The following is a 16,066-nucleotide window of genomic DNA, read 5'->3' as shown; positions in this document are numbered from 1 at the left end:
TCTTTATGCTCCTTGCAAAATATTAAGCTGCTGGTTGAGTTCATCTAATTGCAGACGTTTTTTTGCATCTTCCCGCACACCAAGCTGTTTTTCCAGTTTTTTGATTTGTGTACGAATTTTTGCAAGTTCGATGGTGGATTTGGCATCTAAATGAACAGTTGGTTTGGCTTCAGTCTGGGTAATCACGATGTCTGGAACACTGTCATTTTGTGCTGAAAACTGAGCAAATAATGCAGTATCGATATTGGCACGCACCACTGGACCTTTACGGTTTAAACCTCGTTTTTCTTCACGCTGAATATGTGAATAGTAACGATTTCGCAAGTCGTTTTGTTCCGCAATCCGCATGGTTTCATCGGGCACTGCATGATGGTCTGCAATCAAATCAATACAGTCGACCGGGCAAGGGGGAATGCACAATTCACAGCCTGTACACAGGTCGGTCAAAATGCTGTGCATCAGTTTACCCGAGCCAATAATGGCATCCACAGGGCAGGCACTAATACATTTGGTACAACCGATACATTCATCTTCACGAATAATGGCTTTCATGCGTTGTGGACGTCCATCACTCTGAATTGGCCAAACACTTTCTTCGGCTTTTAGCTTGGCACGACCCAATAAACTGGCTAAGGCATCGGCAACGGGCTGACCGCCAGGGACACATTTATTGGCTTCTTCACCCTCACTGACTGCTTTTGCATAAGGCAGACATCCATCCCGATGACCACATAAGCCACATTGGGTTTGAGGAAGAAGAGCATCAATATTTTGGATGAGAGCAAGTTGCGAATTCATGAGTAGACCATGCCTGCTGAAGAAATAGCAGCATACAGAAAAGAGAATTAAAACGATGGAAACAATTTTAGCATGATTTCTCGCTTTAATCTTATGCACGAAAATGGCACTATAAGCGCATTATTATCGGGCGAAAAGATAGCTAAATCAGTAAGGTTACAGCATTTCGTTGATAAGATAAAAAATAGTTATAATTAAAATAAATATATGTTATTGAATATTATTTTAGTTTTTTTAACAAAAGGTATTGTGCTATTGTTACAAAAGCTATTTAATATTTTGCGCCAAAAATTATCATTTTTTGAAAATTTGACCAATTTTGATCCATCTTTCTGCTGAGGATTAAGTGTTGAAATATAACAGCCTTAACGATTTTCTAGATTACGTTAAATCACGTGATGCACATCAACCTGAATTTCTACAAGCTGTAGAAGAAGTAATGACTAGCCTTTGGCCGTTCATTGAGAAGCACCCGGAATATGCTGATCATGGTCTACTTGAACGCTTAGTTGAACCAGAACGTGCGATTCAATTCCGTGTTTCTTGGGTTGATGACAAAGGCCAAACACATGTCAACCGTGCATTCCGTGTACAGTACAATTCAGCAATCGGTCCATTCAAGGGCGGCATGCGTTTCCACCCATCGGTGAACCTTTCAATTCTTAAATTCTTAGGTTTTGAACAGACTTTTAAAAATGCCTTAACTACACTCCCTATGGGTGGTGGTAAAGGTGGTTCAGACTTCGACCCTAAAGGTAAGTCTGAAGGCGAAATCATGCGTTTCTGCCAGGCACTCATGATCGAGCTTTATCGTCACCTAGGCTCAAATACAGATATCCCTGCTGGTGATATCGGTGTGGGTGGCCGTGAAGTTGGCTACATGGCCGGCATGATGAAAAAATTAAGTAATGACACTGCTTGTGTATTTACAGGTAAAGGTCTGACTTTCGGTGGTTCATTGGCTCGTCCAGAAGCAACAGGTTACGGTACAGTTTATTTCGCTGAAGAAATGCTGAAAATTCGTGGCGAAAGCTTCAAAGGCAAAGTAGTGACCATTTCTGGTTCTGGTAATGTTGCACAGTATGCTGCTGAAAAAGCAATGTACCTGGGTGCGAAAGTAGTTTCACTTTCTGACTCTGCCGGTACTGTTCACGTTAAAGACGGTTTCACTGAAGAACTTCTTGCTGAAGTGATGGAACTTAAAAACATTAAACGTGGTCGTATTTCAGAATTTGCCTCTAAACACGGTTTTGAATACCTTGAAGGCAAGCGTCCTTGGTCAATCAAATGTGATATCGCGCTTCCATGTGCAACTCAAAACGAGTTGGATGCTGATGATGCGGCTCAATTGATTGCAAACGGCGTGATCTCTGTTGCTGAAGGCGCAAACATGCCATCTACTTTAGGTGCTGTTGAGAAATTCGTTGAAGCGAATATTCTTTATGCTCCAGGTAAAGCATCGAATGCCGGTGGTGTTGCAACTTCTGGTCTTGAAATGTCTCAAAATGCGATTCGTTTAGGCTGGACTTTTGAAGAAGTTGACGAACGTCTACATGCAATCATGAAAGAAATTCACCGCAACTGTGTTAAATACGGTACTAAAGAAAATGGTTCTGTAAACTATGTTGATGGTGCAAACATTGCTGGCTTCGTAAAAGTTGCCGATGCGATGTTGGCTCAAGGCGTATTCTAAGTCCGACTTGGTTTAAGCTTTAAAAAAACCGAGGCGATCGCCTCGGTTTTTTTATATTTGAAATAAGCAGAATTATTTTACTGTGGCACGTTCTACAGTCATGTCATGCACATAGGCATATTTAGAATGATCGGCTGCCGGATTTTTAATTTCATAACGCTTGACCCGAATCACCTGGCGCTCAGTAGGATTATGCTCAAAACCTTCAATCTGGTCGTAAAATAAAGTCCAGTCTTTATCCACTTGGGTTTTTACCCCACTGTCGTTATATTTGAGTTCACGGACTTGTAAACAGGTTTGCGCTGCTACACCGGTACATGGTTTAGTTTCAGGTGAAATTTCCAGGAAAATGACATCAGCTTGAGCATTATATTTTGTTTCAGGGGTCATTTTTCCAGTGAAAACGTATTTTTGACCAGTAGCGGAAATGACCGTGAGCGTTGGATTTTGCGGATCGTTCAGATCTAAAACGAACGGTGCCTTGCGATGATCAAATAAATCTTTAGCGACATTTTCCTGTTCCATGGCTTTGGTTTCACATGCCATTTGGGTCGCCATTAAATTATCTGTCACGATCTGATTATTTTCAACTTTCCAGCTGGCTCCCATACCATTGCAGCTGGTGGCAATACCCAGACGTCCTTTGTCATCAAAATTGAGTACCAAGGGTTTAGGTGCAGTACCGGTGCGGGTGCTCCATTGATACGAAGCTAGGGTCTTATCTGCATTTTGTTGTTGTAATACGGACACGGCAACATCTCCAACTTTTTGAATATCACCAGATTGGCAAGCTGCAAGCGTGAGAGGGAAAAGGGCAATCGCTAAAAATTTAAGTTTCATTTGAAAAGTACTTGGTTTTGAAGAATTTTTAGTAGAATAACGTATAGGCTTTCAAAAAATATGGATACATTCTGATGAATTAAGTATCAAAATGTATCCATAACTATTTTTTTGTTCACTATTGATAAAAAGTTATGAGTTAGTCGAAACGATAGATATCCATACCGAGCGAACCCATACTGAAACTGCTATGCACGATACTAAATCGATGACCTGTACCCATGGCAAAGAACAGTGGTGCAAAGTGTTCTAGGCTTGGATGATTGCGTTGTACATAGGGAATATTTCGCCAATCCAGTACTGCTTGATAATCGCTGTGGCTCAGTTTGCTAACCACATAATTACGGAAGCTTGATGCCCATTCGGGTACATCAGCAGGTTCACCACGCCAAGCAAGCTCTGCCAAGTTATGGGTAATGCTACCCGAACCAATGATCAAGACCTGTTTTTCACGTAGTGGCGCCAGGGTTTGACCAATTTTATAAATATCTTCAGCAGACATGTTGATTGGCAACGAGATCTCAACCACCGGGATATCTGCCTCAGGATACATATGCAGCAATGGCATCCATACCCCATGATCACGCGGTCGAGTGCTATTGGCATGTGCAGTCAAGCCTGCATTGGCTAAAAGATGCAGGATTTCTTCAGCCAGTTCGGGCTGCCCGGGCGCAGGGTAGCGCATTTCATAAAGTTCAGCGGGAAAGCCACGAAAGTCATGCCAAGTTTCAGGACGTATACTGCTACTGACTTCTAGGGCATTACTTTCCCAGTGTGCCGACATCACAATAATTGCTTCAGGTTTAGGCAAGTTTACACTTAAACGCTCTAACGCCGGCCCGACCTGCTCTGGATTAAGCGCAAGCATGGGCGATCCATGTGAAATAAATAAACCGGGTAAAGTTTGTAAATTCATGACAATGCGCCTAATTCAAATAATATCGACTGGGGTAGTGATGGTTATGATGCCAAAAAGGAGATATAGAATAAATAGAATTTATTTCAACATATTGTTGCATAAATGCAACGATGAGAAAACGTACTCAATCACCTCCTTAGCAAGACCAAGCGCTGACCATAACGCTATTTCAGTTTTGTAAAAAACTAAAATGAATCATTCAAGCTAGTGATTTACCCTGCACGATGGTAAGGATGATTATTGTTAATGCTCATTGCGCGGTATAGCTGCTCGATCAGCATCACTCTAACCATCGGGTGAGGCAAGGTCAGCTTGGACAATGACCAGTGCCATGCAGCGGCTTTACGCACCGCTTCCGAGTGACCGTCTGGACCGCCAATTGCTAAAACCACATCATTGCCTTCAAGCATCCATCCTTTCATGGTTTCAGCCAGTTTTTCAGTGCTGAACTCTTTGCCACCCACTTCAAGTGCAATCAGGGTTTCATTGTGCTTCATTGCATTTAAAATGCTGTCGCCTTCAATTTGGCGATATTTTAAAATATCCGCTTCCGAATCATTCTTCCCGCGTTTTGCCATGGGTAATTCAATAATCTGAGTCTGCACAAAAGGCTGAATACGTTTGAAGTAATCTTCAAAACCAGTGAGTACCCAGGCTGGCATTTTTTGACCGATGGTAATAATACGGATTTTCATAAGATTCGATGATTTGAAAGTCATCTTTATTATAAACATTAAAACCGGTTTTACTTATTTTGCGCAACAAATTGAAATTGAAAAGTCGTGCGAGATGCTGCATTAATCTTCAGTAAGGGATTAAACATGAATAATAAAACAGGAATAGACAATTAAATGAGATTAAAGAATGGTCTAAATTTAGGCTTAGGGTTGAGCACTTTTATTGGCACTGTTTTTTTAACCACTTCGACATGGGCATTGCCTAACGTGACGCCAGCCAGTAGCGACAATTTAAAAATCTATATGGAGCAAATTATAGGCCAGCAAGGACATCGCAATTATAAAAATATAGCAGAATTACAACGTGTTTCTGCATGGATTAAGGAACAGATGCGCCTGTTTGCTATTCCATGCCACTATCAAAACTATTCGGTGAATGGTTTGGGTTATCGTAATGTGGTGTGCACTTTAACAACCGGCCATTCTGACAAAGTGATTGTCGGCGCGCATTATGACGTATTGGGTGAACAGCAGGGCGCTGATGATAATGCTTCGGGTATTGCAGGCGTGATTGAGACAGCACGCATTTTAGCGCAGCAGAAATCGCAACTCGCATATAATGTGGAATTTGTATTTTATACCTTGCAAGAACCGCCATTTTTCAAAACCGAGCAGATGGGAAGTTATATTCATGCCAAATCGGTACAGGCGCAAAAGGATCAAATTCAGGGGGTTTATATCCTGGAGATGATTGGCTACTACGATGAAAATCTTGTGCAGCAGTATCCGGTGGGTTTGAAGTGGATCTATCCAAGCCATGGCAATTTTATTGCGGCAATGAGTAATCTGCAATCTTATGAGTTGGGGGCGAAGTACTGCCAATCCATGCAGCTACTCAACCGTTTGGAGTGCCAAAGAGTGGTTGCTCCATCTTTTGTATCCGCAATGGACTTTTCTGATCATATGAATTACTGGAAGTTTGGAATTCCAGCAATGATGATTACCGATACCACTTCTTTTCGAAATCGGCATCATCATAGTAAGGGAGATACTTTGAAAACACTGAATATTGGAAAAATGGCCCATGTTGTAGACGGGCTGGTTTATAGTCTAATGGCTCAATCTGAATAATAAAAAACGCAGTCCCTTAAGTGACAACTGGAACTGCGATCAAAAGGTCATCCACCTGGAGATGTAGATGACCATTCACATAACTTGTTGATTAGAAACTTACAGCCAATCTGGGTCTCTATATTAATAATTGAGGGTCAGCGGTACATTTTTCAAGCCTATGGTTTATTAATATAGTAAAACTTTTCACTATAAAAAAAGAGAGCCGAAGCTCTCTTTTTTGTATCCAAATGCGATTAATGACGTGCAGCTTTGCTTTCTTCAACCGGTTTTACAATCGGATTTTTGGGCAAAGGTTTCGGTGTTTCAATTAAAGCAGATAGCAAGATATCATCGATACTTTTCACTGCTTTAATTTCCAGACCTGCTTTCACGTTATCCGGAATTTCCACCAAGTCACGTGCGTTTTCTTGAGGGATGAAGACCAGTTTAATGCCACCGCGATGTGCAGCTAAAAGTTTCTCTTTTAAGCCACCAATACGCATTGCACGACCACTCAGGTTGGTTTCACCCGTCATGGCAATATCCGCACGAACTGGAATACCTGTGAAGGCAGAAACCAGGGCAGTGGTTAATGCCAAACCTGCAGATGGACCATCTTTCGGCGTTGCACCTTCAGGTAAATGCACATGGATATCGGTTTCTTCAAATCTTGAAGCTTCAATACCTAAGGCATCTGCACGGGTACGAACCACAGTCATTGCCGCGGTAATGGATTCTTTCATGACATCACCGAGTGAACCGGTGGTAATGAATTTACCTTTACCTTTTACAGCTGCAACTTCAATGGAAAGCAATTCGCCACCGACTGAAGTCCAAGCCAAGCCATTTACACGGCCCACTTGCGCTTCCTCTTCGGCCATACCAAAGTCGAACTTATGCACGCCCAGGTAATCCGGCAAGTTTTCAGCAGTCACATCGATATGCAAGTTTTTGGCTTTTTTGCTTACCGCTTCTTTCACGACTTTACGCGCAATTTTAGATACTTCACGTTCAAGGCTACGCACACCGGCTTCGCGAGTATAGCGACGCACGATGTCACGAATCGCTTCTTCATGAATAGTCAGTTCTTTGCCACGCAAACCGTTGTCCTTAATGGCTTTCGGAACCAGGTAACGTTCAGCAATATTGACTTTTTCCTCTTCGGTATAACCCGGCAGACGAATTACTTCCATACGGTCAAGCAAGGCTTCAGGAATATTCATGCTGTTTGCAGTACAGATGAACATCACTTCAGACAGGTCAAGATCAAGATCTAAATAGTGATCGTTAAACTTGCTGTTTTGTGATGGATCAAGTACTTCAAGCAGGGCAGAAGCAGGGTCACCACGGTAGTCTTGTGCCATCTTGTCAATTTCGTCGAGCAAGAACAGCGGGTTCTTCACGCCTACTTTTGTTAAAGACTGCACCACTTTACCCGGCATCGCACCGATATAGGTACGACGGTGACCACGGATTTCCGCTTCATCACGCACACCACCTAAAGCCATACGTACAAACTCACGGCCTGTTGCTTTGGCAATCGATTCACCCAGTGAAGTTTTACCTACCCCTGGAGGACCAACCAGGCAAAGAATTGGACCTTTGAGTTTTTTCACGCGTGATTGAACAGCCAGGTATTCAACAATACGTTGTTTAACTTCATCTAGACCATAGTGGTCAGCGTCCAGAATCTCTTGTGCCTTGTTCAGGTTAATGCTGACTTTGCTGGCTTTATTCCAAGGCGTATCTAAAATCGCCTCAATATAATTGCGCACCACAGCAGCTTCACTTGAAGCAGGTTGCATTGCTTTGAGCTTACGGAATTCAGATTCCGCTTTTTTGCGTACGTGTTCAGGTAAATCAGCTTCTTCAAGACGACGTTCAATTTCAGCAACGTCATCTTCAGCACCGCCGTTCATGTCAGAAAGTTCGCGCTGAATCACCTTCATTTTTTCATTCAGGAAATATTCGCGCTGGTTTTTCTCCATTTGGCGTTTTACCGAATCATGCAAGGTTTGTTCAATCTGTTGTTCTTCAGATTGTTGTAACAAATAAGTCATGAGTTCAGTCAAATGTGCTTCAAAGTCATCATGTTCCAAGAACTTTTGTTTTACATCAATGTTCAGCGGGACACGGGTGGCCACAAAGAACAACAGTTGCAGTAAATCATCGATTTTATTTGCAGCAGTAATCAATTCACGTGCATTACGTAATTTTGCTTCTGCATATTGTGCAAATAAAGCGCGCAGTTCCTGTACACGTGTTTCTTGAGAGTCAGCTTCGACATTGACTGTCATTGGGCTAACTGCATGTTCTGCTGATAAATATTCATCATTGTCGATGATTTTTACCAGTTTAGAACGCTGCAAACCCTCAATTAAAACTTTTATACAGTTTTCATCATTTTCATGATTCACAACTTGTACGATCTTCGCGACAGTACCGTATTGATATAAGTTGTCGTGATCAATTTCTTCTGTAAGAGAATCTTGTTGTGCAACTACAAATACGAGATTGTCACTGTTACGAGCCACGTCAACTGCTTTGATCGATTTTTCACGACCTACAAATAACGCAATTTGCATGTGAGGATAAACCACCACATCTCGTAGCGCTAAAAGCGGTAATACGCTTGGAACCTGTGTAGCTAAGGTTTCTTGATTCATAATAATTTCAGACATGAGCACTCCTAATGAGTAACAACGGTGTTGCCATATTTTTATAGTGAAGTGTATTTCAAAAATTACAAGGGCAGGGTCAATGAAAATGTATAAAAAATGAGTAAATGTGTGATTTTAAAGTGTTCATGAGTGTCAAAAATACCAGTTTAACGTTTGAAATGTAAATATTTTGAAGGTGTAATTAAGCCATCCAGCGGCTGATCCCAAGTTTCACGATGTAAGCGTTGCTGAATCAGCTGGAAGTCATGGGCAATTCCTAAACGGAAAGGTTTTTTGCAGGTACTGGCCAAGGTTTTATCATAAAAACCGCCACCCATGCCGATGCGTGTGCCATAGATGTCACATGCGAGTAAAGGCATGATTAAAAAGTCGAGTGTAGATACATGTAAGCCACGATTTGCCATCGGTTCTTTCATGCCCAAGGGATGATGTGAAAACCGATTGTTTCGGTATTGTTGTTGGGTGATTTTGACCCAGTGCAATTGCTGGTTCATATTGCAAATCATCGGCAGATACACTTCTTTATGCTGCTTAAAGCAGTATTCAATGATGTGTCTGGTCTGAATTTCACCAAAGGCATGCAGGTAAACGCCAATTTTTTTTGAATGTTGAAATGCTTTAAGGCGTAATAGCTGGTTTAACACCTGTTGTTGAGCCTGCTTTTGGGCAAAAGGGGAAACGGCTCTACGTTGATGTCGAAGTTGTTTGCGTAAAATTTTTAAATCCACTGACATCGCTTATGTGTCCCCAAAAAATACAAAAATATTCATCGAAAATGCAGTTTACCTGTTTTTAAGTTCTTTCAAAATCGGGCAAGCGCTTTCATGGGTGGTTTTACATTCATCGACCCAACTGCTTAAACGGGTTTTTAAAGCCTGCAATTCCTGAATTCTTTGATCGATTTTTTCTAATCGTTGCTCAATGACCTGCCGAACCTGTTCCCGATCATCGAGTTGAAGTTGCAGCAATTCCTGTATTTCACTGAGCTGCAGTCCTGCATCTTTACCTTTTTGAATAAAGCTCAAAGTTTCCATGTCTTTGTCATTGTAATAACGATAACTCTGCGTGGTTTCCGGCACCCGCATTAAACCAATGCGTTGATAATAGCGAATGGTTTCGACATTGACCTCACATTGTTTGGCAAGTTTTCCTATGGTAAGCATAAAAGCTCCTCAATATGACTTGACTCTGTACCTAGGTACAGACTTTATGCTAGCACAATTAAAGAACAAAATAGGTGAGTCTGATGAATGAGCAACAAAAATCTCCTTGCTGTAAAAAACAGGATTCAGCCTTTGAATTAGTGAAAGTTGATCCTGTTTGCGGGATGAATGTATCTGAAGATTCAGCGCATTCTTTTGCCTATCAGGGAAAAAACTATTTATTTTGTTGCGATGGCTGCAAACAGAATTTTGTCAGCGATCCTGAAAAATATCTTGCACCAGACAATAAGCCTGTTTCCGGCTGTGGCTGTGCGAGTAAAGCCAAAGTGGCTGAAAAAACAAGCTCATGCTGTGGCAGTCAAAAAACACAACAGCCGCAATATATCGATCCCGTCTGTGGCATGAGCGTGACGGATTTATCCAAGCCGCATACTGAATATTCAGGGCAGACTTATTATTTCTGCTGTCAGGGCTGTTTAAATAAATTTCAGGCCAATCCTGAACAGTATTTAGAAAAAAATAAATCTAAAACTTCGGGCTGTGGCTGTGCATCGAAATCCAAAGTAGAAGAAAAAAACAGTTGTTGTGGCGGAGCAGAGCAAACAACTAAAGATGTTTTAACAGTTACAGATCTGGTCTGCGGTATGCAGGTTAAAACAGATTCGAAATTTCATCGCCAATATGAAGAACAGGACTATTACTTCTGTTCGGAGAGCTGTCTGAATAAATTTAATCAGCAACCTGAACAATATCTGCAAAGCAATCAGAAAACCACGAGCTGTTGTGGTTCACAAGCAAAAGCAGCAGAGGAAGAAAAGAAATCCAGCTGTTGTGGTGGAGCGCATCCCTCATCACCTGGTTCAGAGATTGACCCGGTGTGTGGCATGTCGGTAGATACGTCAACCGATTTAAAAACAGATTATCAGGGTGAAACTTACTATTTTTGCAATCCCTCCTGCCTAGACAAGTTTAAGGCTGACCCTGAATTTTATCTGCTTCCTGCGGATCAGCGACCTGTACCCGAAGGTGCCGCGGATATGGATTATACCTGTCCTATGGATCCTGAAATTGTGCAAAAAGGACCGGGAACCTGTCCCATCTGCGGGATGGCTTTAGAGCCGATGCAACCGACTTTAAATGATGCGCCTAATCCTGAACTGGTCGATTTTAGTCACCGTTTCTGGATGACTTTGCCGCTGACTTTAATTGTCTTTGTATTGGCGATGGGTTCGCATATTCATGCCTTTATTCCGCAACATATTCAGCCGTGGATTGAACTGGTTTTATCCATTCCTGTCGTACTCTGGGCGGGTAAGCCATTTATCGAGCGTTGCTGGATATCCTATAAAACCCGCAATTTGAATATGTGGAGTTTGATTGGTGTCGGGGTACTCGCAGCCTTTATTTACAGTGTGATTGCGACCGTTTTCCCATCCCTGATTCCTATGCAAGCCAAAACGGGTCATGGAGTTGCCGTGTATTATGAGGCGGCCTGCATGATTGTGTCACTAAGTTTGCTTGGGCAAATTATGGAGTTAAAAGCCCGTGCCAAGACAGCCGATGCATTAAAATCATTGCTGAAACTGCAACCGCATACCGCAAGACTGGTGCAGCATGATCAGGTGGTTGAAGTTGATATTGGTATGGTGAAACAAGGGGATATTCTACAAATTTCTTCAGGTGATCAAATTCCACTGGATGGTATTGTGGTGCAAGGCAAAACCTATGTGGATGAAGCGATGATGACTGGTGAGCCTGTACCGGTTAAAAAAGAAATAAATGACCGGGTGATTGGCGGTACGGTGAATCAGCAGGGCAGTATTCGCATTCAAACCACGGCAGTGGGTGCCAATACTACCTTAGCGAAAATGATTCAAACTGTGGCAGAGGCACAGCGTTCCAAAGCGCCATTGCAACGTCTCGCCGATGTATTTGCCAAGTATTTTGTTATTGTGGTTTTAGCCATCAGTATATTGACCTTTATCGCCTGGATGGTCTTTGGCCAAGCACAGTTTGATTTGGCACTCATGTGCGCAGTGGCTGTACTCATTATTGCCTGTCCATGTGCTTTAGGTCTGGCAACGCCGATGTCGGTGATGGCAACCACAGGTCGCGCAGCACAAAAAGGCGTATTGTTTAAAGATGCTGAAGCGATTGAAGCCTTAAGCAAAGTCACCACGCTAATTATTGATAAAACTGGAACCTTGACCGAAGGTAAACCGAGTCTGAACGAGATTAAACTGCTTTCAGATACAGTACAGCAAGCGCAAGTTGAACAATGGATTGCATCAATTGAGCAATATTCAACTCATCCAATTGCACAAACTTTGACTAAACTGGTTCCGAATTATCGACTGATTAAGGTGGATGATTTTGAAGATGTCACTGGTTTTGGTGTCAAAGGGCATATTGAAAATCAAATCCTTTACGTGGGCAGCCAAAAACTGATTGACCAACTGGGTTTAAAGCTCAATGAAACGATTCAAACCCGACTTGATCAGCAAAGATCGAAGGGAAATGTGATCAGTTTCTTGGCCAATGAGCAAGAAGTTTTGGCCTATATCTCGATTCATGACGCGGTTAAACACAATGCACACCAAGTGATTGATCAGCTGATTGCCGATGGTATTGATGTGGTAATGGCAACAGGTGACCATGAACAGAATGCCAAACTGGTCGCGGCAGAATTGGGTATTCAGCATGTTTATGGCAACTGTACTCCGACTGAAAAGTTAGACATTGTGAAAAAATATCAAGCTCAGGGGAAAGTGGTGGCAATGGCAGGGGATGGCATCAATGATGCACCCGCACTTGCGCAAGCGAATGTCGGAATTGCGATGGGTAATGGTACCGATATTGCCAAACAAACTGCTCAAGTGACCTTAGTCAAAGGGGATATTCGCGGTGTGGCAGATGCCCTTCATATGGCGAAACTTGGCGTGAAAAATATGAAGCAAAATCTGGCCTTTTCTTTTGTTTATAACGGCTTGGGCGTGCCTGTTGCTGCCGGTATTTTCTATCCATTGACGGGTTTGTTATTAACCCCAATGCTTGCCGCTGTGGCGATGTCACTCAGTTCTTTATCTGTGGTGATTAATGCACTACGTTTGCAAAAGTCTGAATAGTACTGAAAAGTGAAGCATTGATATAAAGTACCCAAGATAAAAATCTTGGGTACTTTCACCTATTTTATTGAAATTACAGGCTTTGGATTGGATGTGTGCCATACTGCAGACTCAAAAAATACTCAAAGGTTAAAATGCCCAATACAAATTCACTGGTAGCGATAGAACAAATTTATAATTTTTTAAAAGTAACGCCTGATTATAAAATGAATAACCAGTTTGATAAGTTAAAAGATTTTTTCTTCGAACTGAATGATCATAAGATTGGCGATTTTGAATCTCCTGCGCCATTAAAATTTATATTTAATTTTAATAAATCCTGGATATCCATGGATGCTGTGGCAGCTCCAGATTTTAACAATAAAACATTATTTCTAAATTGGGTCACTGCAAGATTAAATATTATGGCTTAAAAAATGCCTATATTTAGCTAGAGAGCATTGAGTTCCAGATATAGTGAAAACCGGCTCAAGCGGTGCATGCTTTTATGCAGTAATACTTGCTGCTCATGATCAGGAAATACACTCTGAGCAAAATTTTACCAAACTGTCATTATCACAATGGCAGTTTTTTTATAATATAAAATTTTAGCTAATACAGCAGTCGAGTACCAATAGTCATTAAGGAAAGAGTCAGGTGTCGGGTGTATCGTGAATACCGAGCTGCACTGGATGACTGAAAGGATGACTAAAAAAGTAATTTTTCATAATTATTGATAAATGGAGTGCATATGACTAACCAGCAGAAGAATGAATCAAATCCACAAAAAGAATCTAATCGGGATAAAGGTAAAAAAGATCCCAGCCAGCATTCTGTTCCCCCGAAAAAACCAAATGAAGAACCTGAAAATCCGATCAAAGAGCAAAAATAAATTTTTATAGATACGCTAGGCTCTAATTCAGATTAGGGCCTATATTTTTGCCTATATATTTTGATCTTTAAAAACAGATGATGAGCTTAGAGCATAGATTCTGGTCTTAAATTCTAGTTTCTAACAAAATTCTAGTCTCTAACAAAACTAAGGTAATTGAATTGAGCGAATAAAAGTCTTGTTTAGATTTCTTTATAGGGCGTGAATTAGGCTTTATAGCAATGTACTACAGCATGTAGCCATTTTTTACGAATTACTAAGGGTATATTTTTAGAAAATAAGGAACAAGTTTTTTATAATTTATCTAAATTCTATACGTTATTATTTTCTATATATTGTTACTTGAAAATTAAATAAACACTCCGAAGATGCCGCTGCATGTCATTACCCTTGAACCCTAAAGTTCAAGGTGGACGCGGCGCATACTTGCTGGGTTTCCTACCCGAAGGTAGGCATACACTCTAAATATACAGAACGCATCCGGGGGTGTAGATATCGGCTCAGGGGAATCTGACTCGCTGGCGAACATCTCAGAGATGAAGTAAGTATAACCAATAATCACGTATTGGCAAATCATCCGTGTGCAGGAACTGTAAACTAACCTTTCAACTGTCGATACTTTGCCCAATTTTAACCAAAATTAAGCCAAATCATTCACATCTTCTAAAATAGTCGCCAGTAAGCGTTCGCAGTGGGCATACTCTTGCAATGATTTGTTCATCGCGAGCACCTCTTGCATCAGCTCCAAAGCCACCATAATGATCAGTTTAGTCGGCTCTAGACGTGGGGCTTTACGGCGGAAATCATCATATTTTTCATTTAACAATTCAGCCGCACGTTCTAAATCCACTTTTTCGGTTTCAGTGGTGGCTAAACGAAAATTATGTCCCAATACACGCAACTCAACCGCAATTTGTTCACTCATGATTAAATGTCCTCATTGGCTTCTGTTGGGTGAGCAAGTTGTTGAATTTCTTGCGCGTCCTGATCTTGAGCAGTGCCTAAAATAGACAAGCGTTGAATAATCGCTTCCACCTTGGCCTTGGCATGTTCATTTTTTTGTAACAATCTTTCTCGTTCTTGCTGCAAACCTTGAATTTCCTGTTGAGCAAGACGCTGTTCATTTTGCATTTTTTCTTTAATGATACGTAATTCATTACGTTCAGCCAGAATTTCCTGAAAACGATTTTTAAGATCGGTACAACTTTTTTCCAGGCGACTATAACGATCCGCTAAAGAGGTTGCATCGGTATTCAATTGCTTGAATTGGGACCGCGCATCGCTTAATTGCTCGCTAAGATCGTCTATTTCTTCTTGTTTCTTGGTAATGATGCCGTTCTTTTGCACAATTTGGGCATGATGATGCTCGGCAGAATTTTCTTTTGCCGCGGTGAGTGCACTATTTTCACTTTCATAATGCGTAAGTCGCGTTTTTAAAACGCCAATATGCGCCTGTAGACGCTGTAATTCTTCTAACATATGGTAGTCGCACAGTATTGCAAACAAAGGTAATATATACGAAGTATAGAGATTGGATAAACGAATGCAAGACGATATTTCAGGTTGGTCGGAATGGCACCACAATTTTTCAAAAATTGAAGAGATTTCAAGCCCAAGTGAGTTACATGGATTACTTACGGGTATTGTTTGTGTTACTCAGGCACCAACCAGCGATGAATGGCAACAAATTTTAGCAACCCTTGAAATTCCAGCATTGGATGAACAAGTGCTGAATTTGCTCGCAGATGAAGCGGAAGATATTTCTCATGCTTTATCAGACGATGAACTGGACTATTTACCACTGCTTCCGGATGACGAACACGTTCTTGCGGATCGTGTACAAGCGTTGGCAGATTGGTGTGCCGGGGTTGTACTTGGTTTCGGTTTGGCTTCAGGTCATATCCGTCCAGATGAAGTCGAATGGATTGAACATCTTCAAGATGTTGCAGCAGTCGAGTTTGAAGAATCTGACGATGATGAAGAGGGCGAAGCAAGCTATCAGGAACTTTATGAATTTGTGCGCTTGATTCCTGTTAGCCTGTCATTGGGACGCAAGAAAGTAGAAATTGCAGAAACGCCGTTGCTGAAAAAGCTTCAGCCACAATTGAAAAGTGCAGCTTCAACAGAGGCAAGCAGTATTGTAGAAATGTTTACACCACATCGTCCGAGCTAATTCGGGCGATTCT

The 16,066-nt window shown here is 41.5% G+C and carries 15 protein-coding genes and 1 other RNA gene; 6 read left to right on the top strand and 10 right to left on the bottom strand.

From position 1 onward, the window contains the following. Positions 1-3 precede the first annotated feature (3 nt). Entirely contained in the window at positions 4-798 is a 795-nt protein-coding gene (locus E0H81_RS02715) for an RnfABCDGE type electron transport complex subunit B (RefSeq protein ID WP_131316336.1), read from the bottom strand. A gap of 346 nt (positions 799-1,144) precedes the next feature. Between E0H81_RS02715 and gdhA the strand changes: the two genes are divergently transcribed. Beyond that, positions 1,145-2,491 (top strand): NADP-specific glutamate dehydrogenase, encoded by a 1,347-nt coding sequence (gene gdhA / locus E0H81_RS02710; protein WP_244926488.1) that lies wholly within the window; start codon positions 1,145-1,147, stop codon positions 2,489-2,491. 72 nt (positions 2,492-2,563) lie between these two features. On the opposite strand, the gene E0H81_RS02705 is transcribed toward gdhA, so the two are convergent. The 3 genes from E0H81_RS02705 to rlmH form a co-directional block, all read right to left on the bottom strand. Continuing rightward, positions 2,564-3,331 (bottom strand): META and DUF4377 domain-containing protein, encoded by a 768-nt coding sequence (locus tag E0H81_RS02705; RefSeq protein ID WP_131316332.1) that lies wholly within the window; start codon positions 3,329-3,331, stop codon positions 2,564-2,566. Positions 3,332-3,470: 139 nt separating this feature from the next. Beyond that, entirely contained in the window at positions 3,471-4,247 is a 777-nt protein-coding gene (locus E0H81_RS02700; protein ID WP_131316330.1) for a dioxygenase family protein, read from the bottom strand. A 215-nt stretch (positions 4,248-4,462) separates the two neighbouring features. Then, a complete protein-coding gene (gene rlmH, locus E0H81_RS02695; RefSeq protein WP_131266736.1) occupies positions 4,463-4,945 on the bottom strand; it encodes a 23S rRNA (pseudouridine(1915)-N(3))-methyltransferase RlmH in 483 nt (160 codons plus the stop codon). Positions 4,946-5,101: 156 nt separating this feature from the next. Between rlmH and E0H81_RS02690 the strand changes: the two genes are divergently transcribed. Beyond that, positions 5,102-6,058: a M28 family peptidase gene (locus tag E0H81_RS02690; RefSeq protein ID WP_131316328.1), complete on the top strand. Its 957-nt coding sequence runs from the start codon at positions 5,102-5,104 to the stop codon at positions 6,056-6,058. 236 nt (positions 6,059-6,294) lie between these two features. Here E0H81_RS02690 and lon read toward each other — a convergent pair whose 3' ends face one another. The 3 genes from lon to E0H81_RS02675 form a co-directional block, all read right to left on the bottom strand. Then, a complete protein-coding gene (gene lon / locus E0H81_RS02685; protein ID WP_131316327.1) occupies positions 6,295-8,721 on the bottom strand; it encodes an endopeptidase La in 2,427 nt (808 codons plus the stop codon). Between the two features lie 146 nt (positions 8,722-8,867). Continuing rightward, positions 8,868-9,455: a 5-formyltetrahydrofolate cyclo-ligase gene (locus tag E0H81_RS02680; protein ID WP_131316323.1), complete on the bottom strand. Its 588-nt coding sequence runs from the start codon at positions 9,453-9,455 to the stop codon at positions 8,868-8,870. Between the two features lie 48 nt (positions 9,456-9,503). Further along, a complete protein-coding gene (locus tag E0H81_RS02675; RefSeq protein WP_131316321.1) occupies positions 9,504-9,884 on the bottom strand; it encodes a MerR family transcriptional regulator in 381 nt (126 codons plus the stop codon). 83 nt (positions 9,885-9,967) lie between these two features. Here E0H81_RS02675 and E0H81_RS02670 point away from each other — a divergent pair, with 83 nt between their 5' ends. The 3 genes from E0H81_RS02670 (at position 9,968) to E0H81_RS15885 (ending at position 13,880) form a co-directional block, all read left to right on the top strand. Then, positions 9,968-13,009 (top strand): heavy metal translocating P-type ATPase, encoded by a 3,042-nt coding sequence (locus tag E0H81_RS02670; protein WP_244926487.1) that lies wholly within the window; start codon positions 9,968-9,970, stop codon positions 13,007-13,009. Between the two features lie 134 nt (positions 13,010-13,143). Then, positions 13,144-13,422, top strand: a complete 279-nt coding sequence (locus E0H81_RS02665) for a hypothetical protein (protein ID WP_131316319.1) — start codon at positions 13,144-13,146, stop codon at positions 13,420-13,422. Positions 13,423-13,739: 317 nt separating this feature from the next. Further along, entirely contained in the window at positions 13,740-13,880 is a 141-nt protein-coding gene (locus E0H81_RS15885) for a hypothetical protein (RefSeq protein WP_165492577.1), read from the top strand. A 356-nt stretch (positions 13,881-14,236) separates the two neighbouring features. On the opposite strand, the gene ssrS is transcribed toward E0H81_RS15885, so the two are convergent. The 3 genes from ssrS to E0H81_RS02650 all read right to left on the bottom strand — a co-directional run bounded on the left by ssrS (position 14,237) and on the right by E0H81_RS02650 (position 15,359). Further along, positions 14,237-14,420, bottom strand: a non-coding RNA gene (gene ssrS, locus E0H81_RS02660) — 6S RNA. A 100-nt stretch (positions 14,421-14,520) separates the two neighbouring features. Then, a complete protein-coding gene (locus tag E0H81_RS02655) occupies positions 14,521-14,805 on the bottom strand; it encodes a cell division protein ZapA (RefSeq protein ID WP_131266722.1) in 285 nt (94 codons plus the stop codon). Between the two features lie 2 nt (positions 14,806-14,807). Next, positions 14,808-15,359 (bottom strand): hypothetical protein, encoded by a 552-nt coding sequence (locus tag E0H81_RS02650; RefSeq protein WP_131316317.1) that lies wholly within the window; start codon positions 15,357-15,359, stop codon positions 14,808-14,810. A 64-nt stretch (positions 15,360-15,423) separates the two neighbouring features. Between E0H81_RS02650 and E0H81_RS02645 the strand changes: the two genes are divergently transcribed. Next, positions 15,424-16,053: a UPF0149 family protein gene (locus E0H81_RS02645; RefSeq protein ID WP_131316315.1), complete on the top strand. Its 630-nt coding sequence runs from the start codon at positions 15,424-15,426 to the stop codon at positions 16,051-16,053. The last annotated feature ends 13 nt before the right edge of the window (positions 16,054-16,066 follow it).

Origin of the sequence: Acinetobacter terrestris (assembly GCF_004331155.1) — a bacterium.
GTDB classification, from domain to species: domain Bacteria; phylum Pseudomonadota; class Gammaproteobacteria; order Pseudomonadales; family Moraxellaceae; genus Acinetobacter; species Acinetobacter terrestris.
Note: the sequence above shows the minus strand (reverse complement) of the source record. Positions and strands in the feature narration are given on the sequence as shown.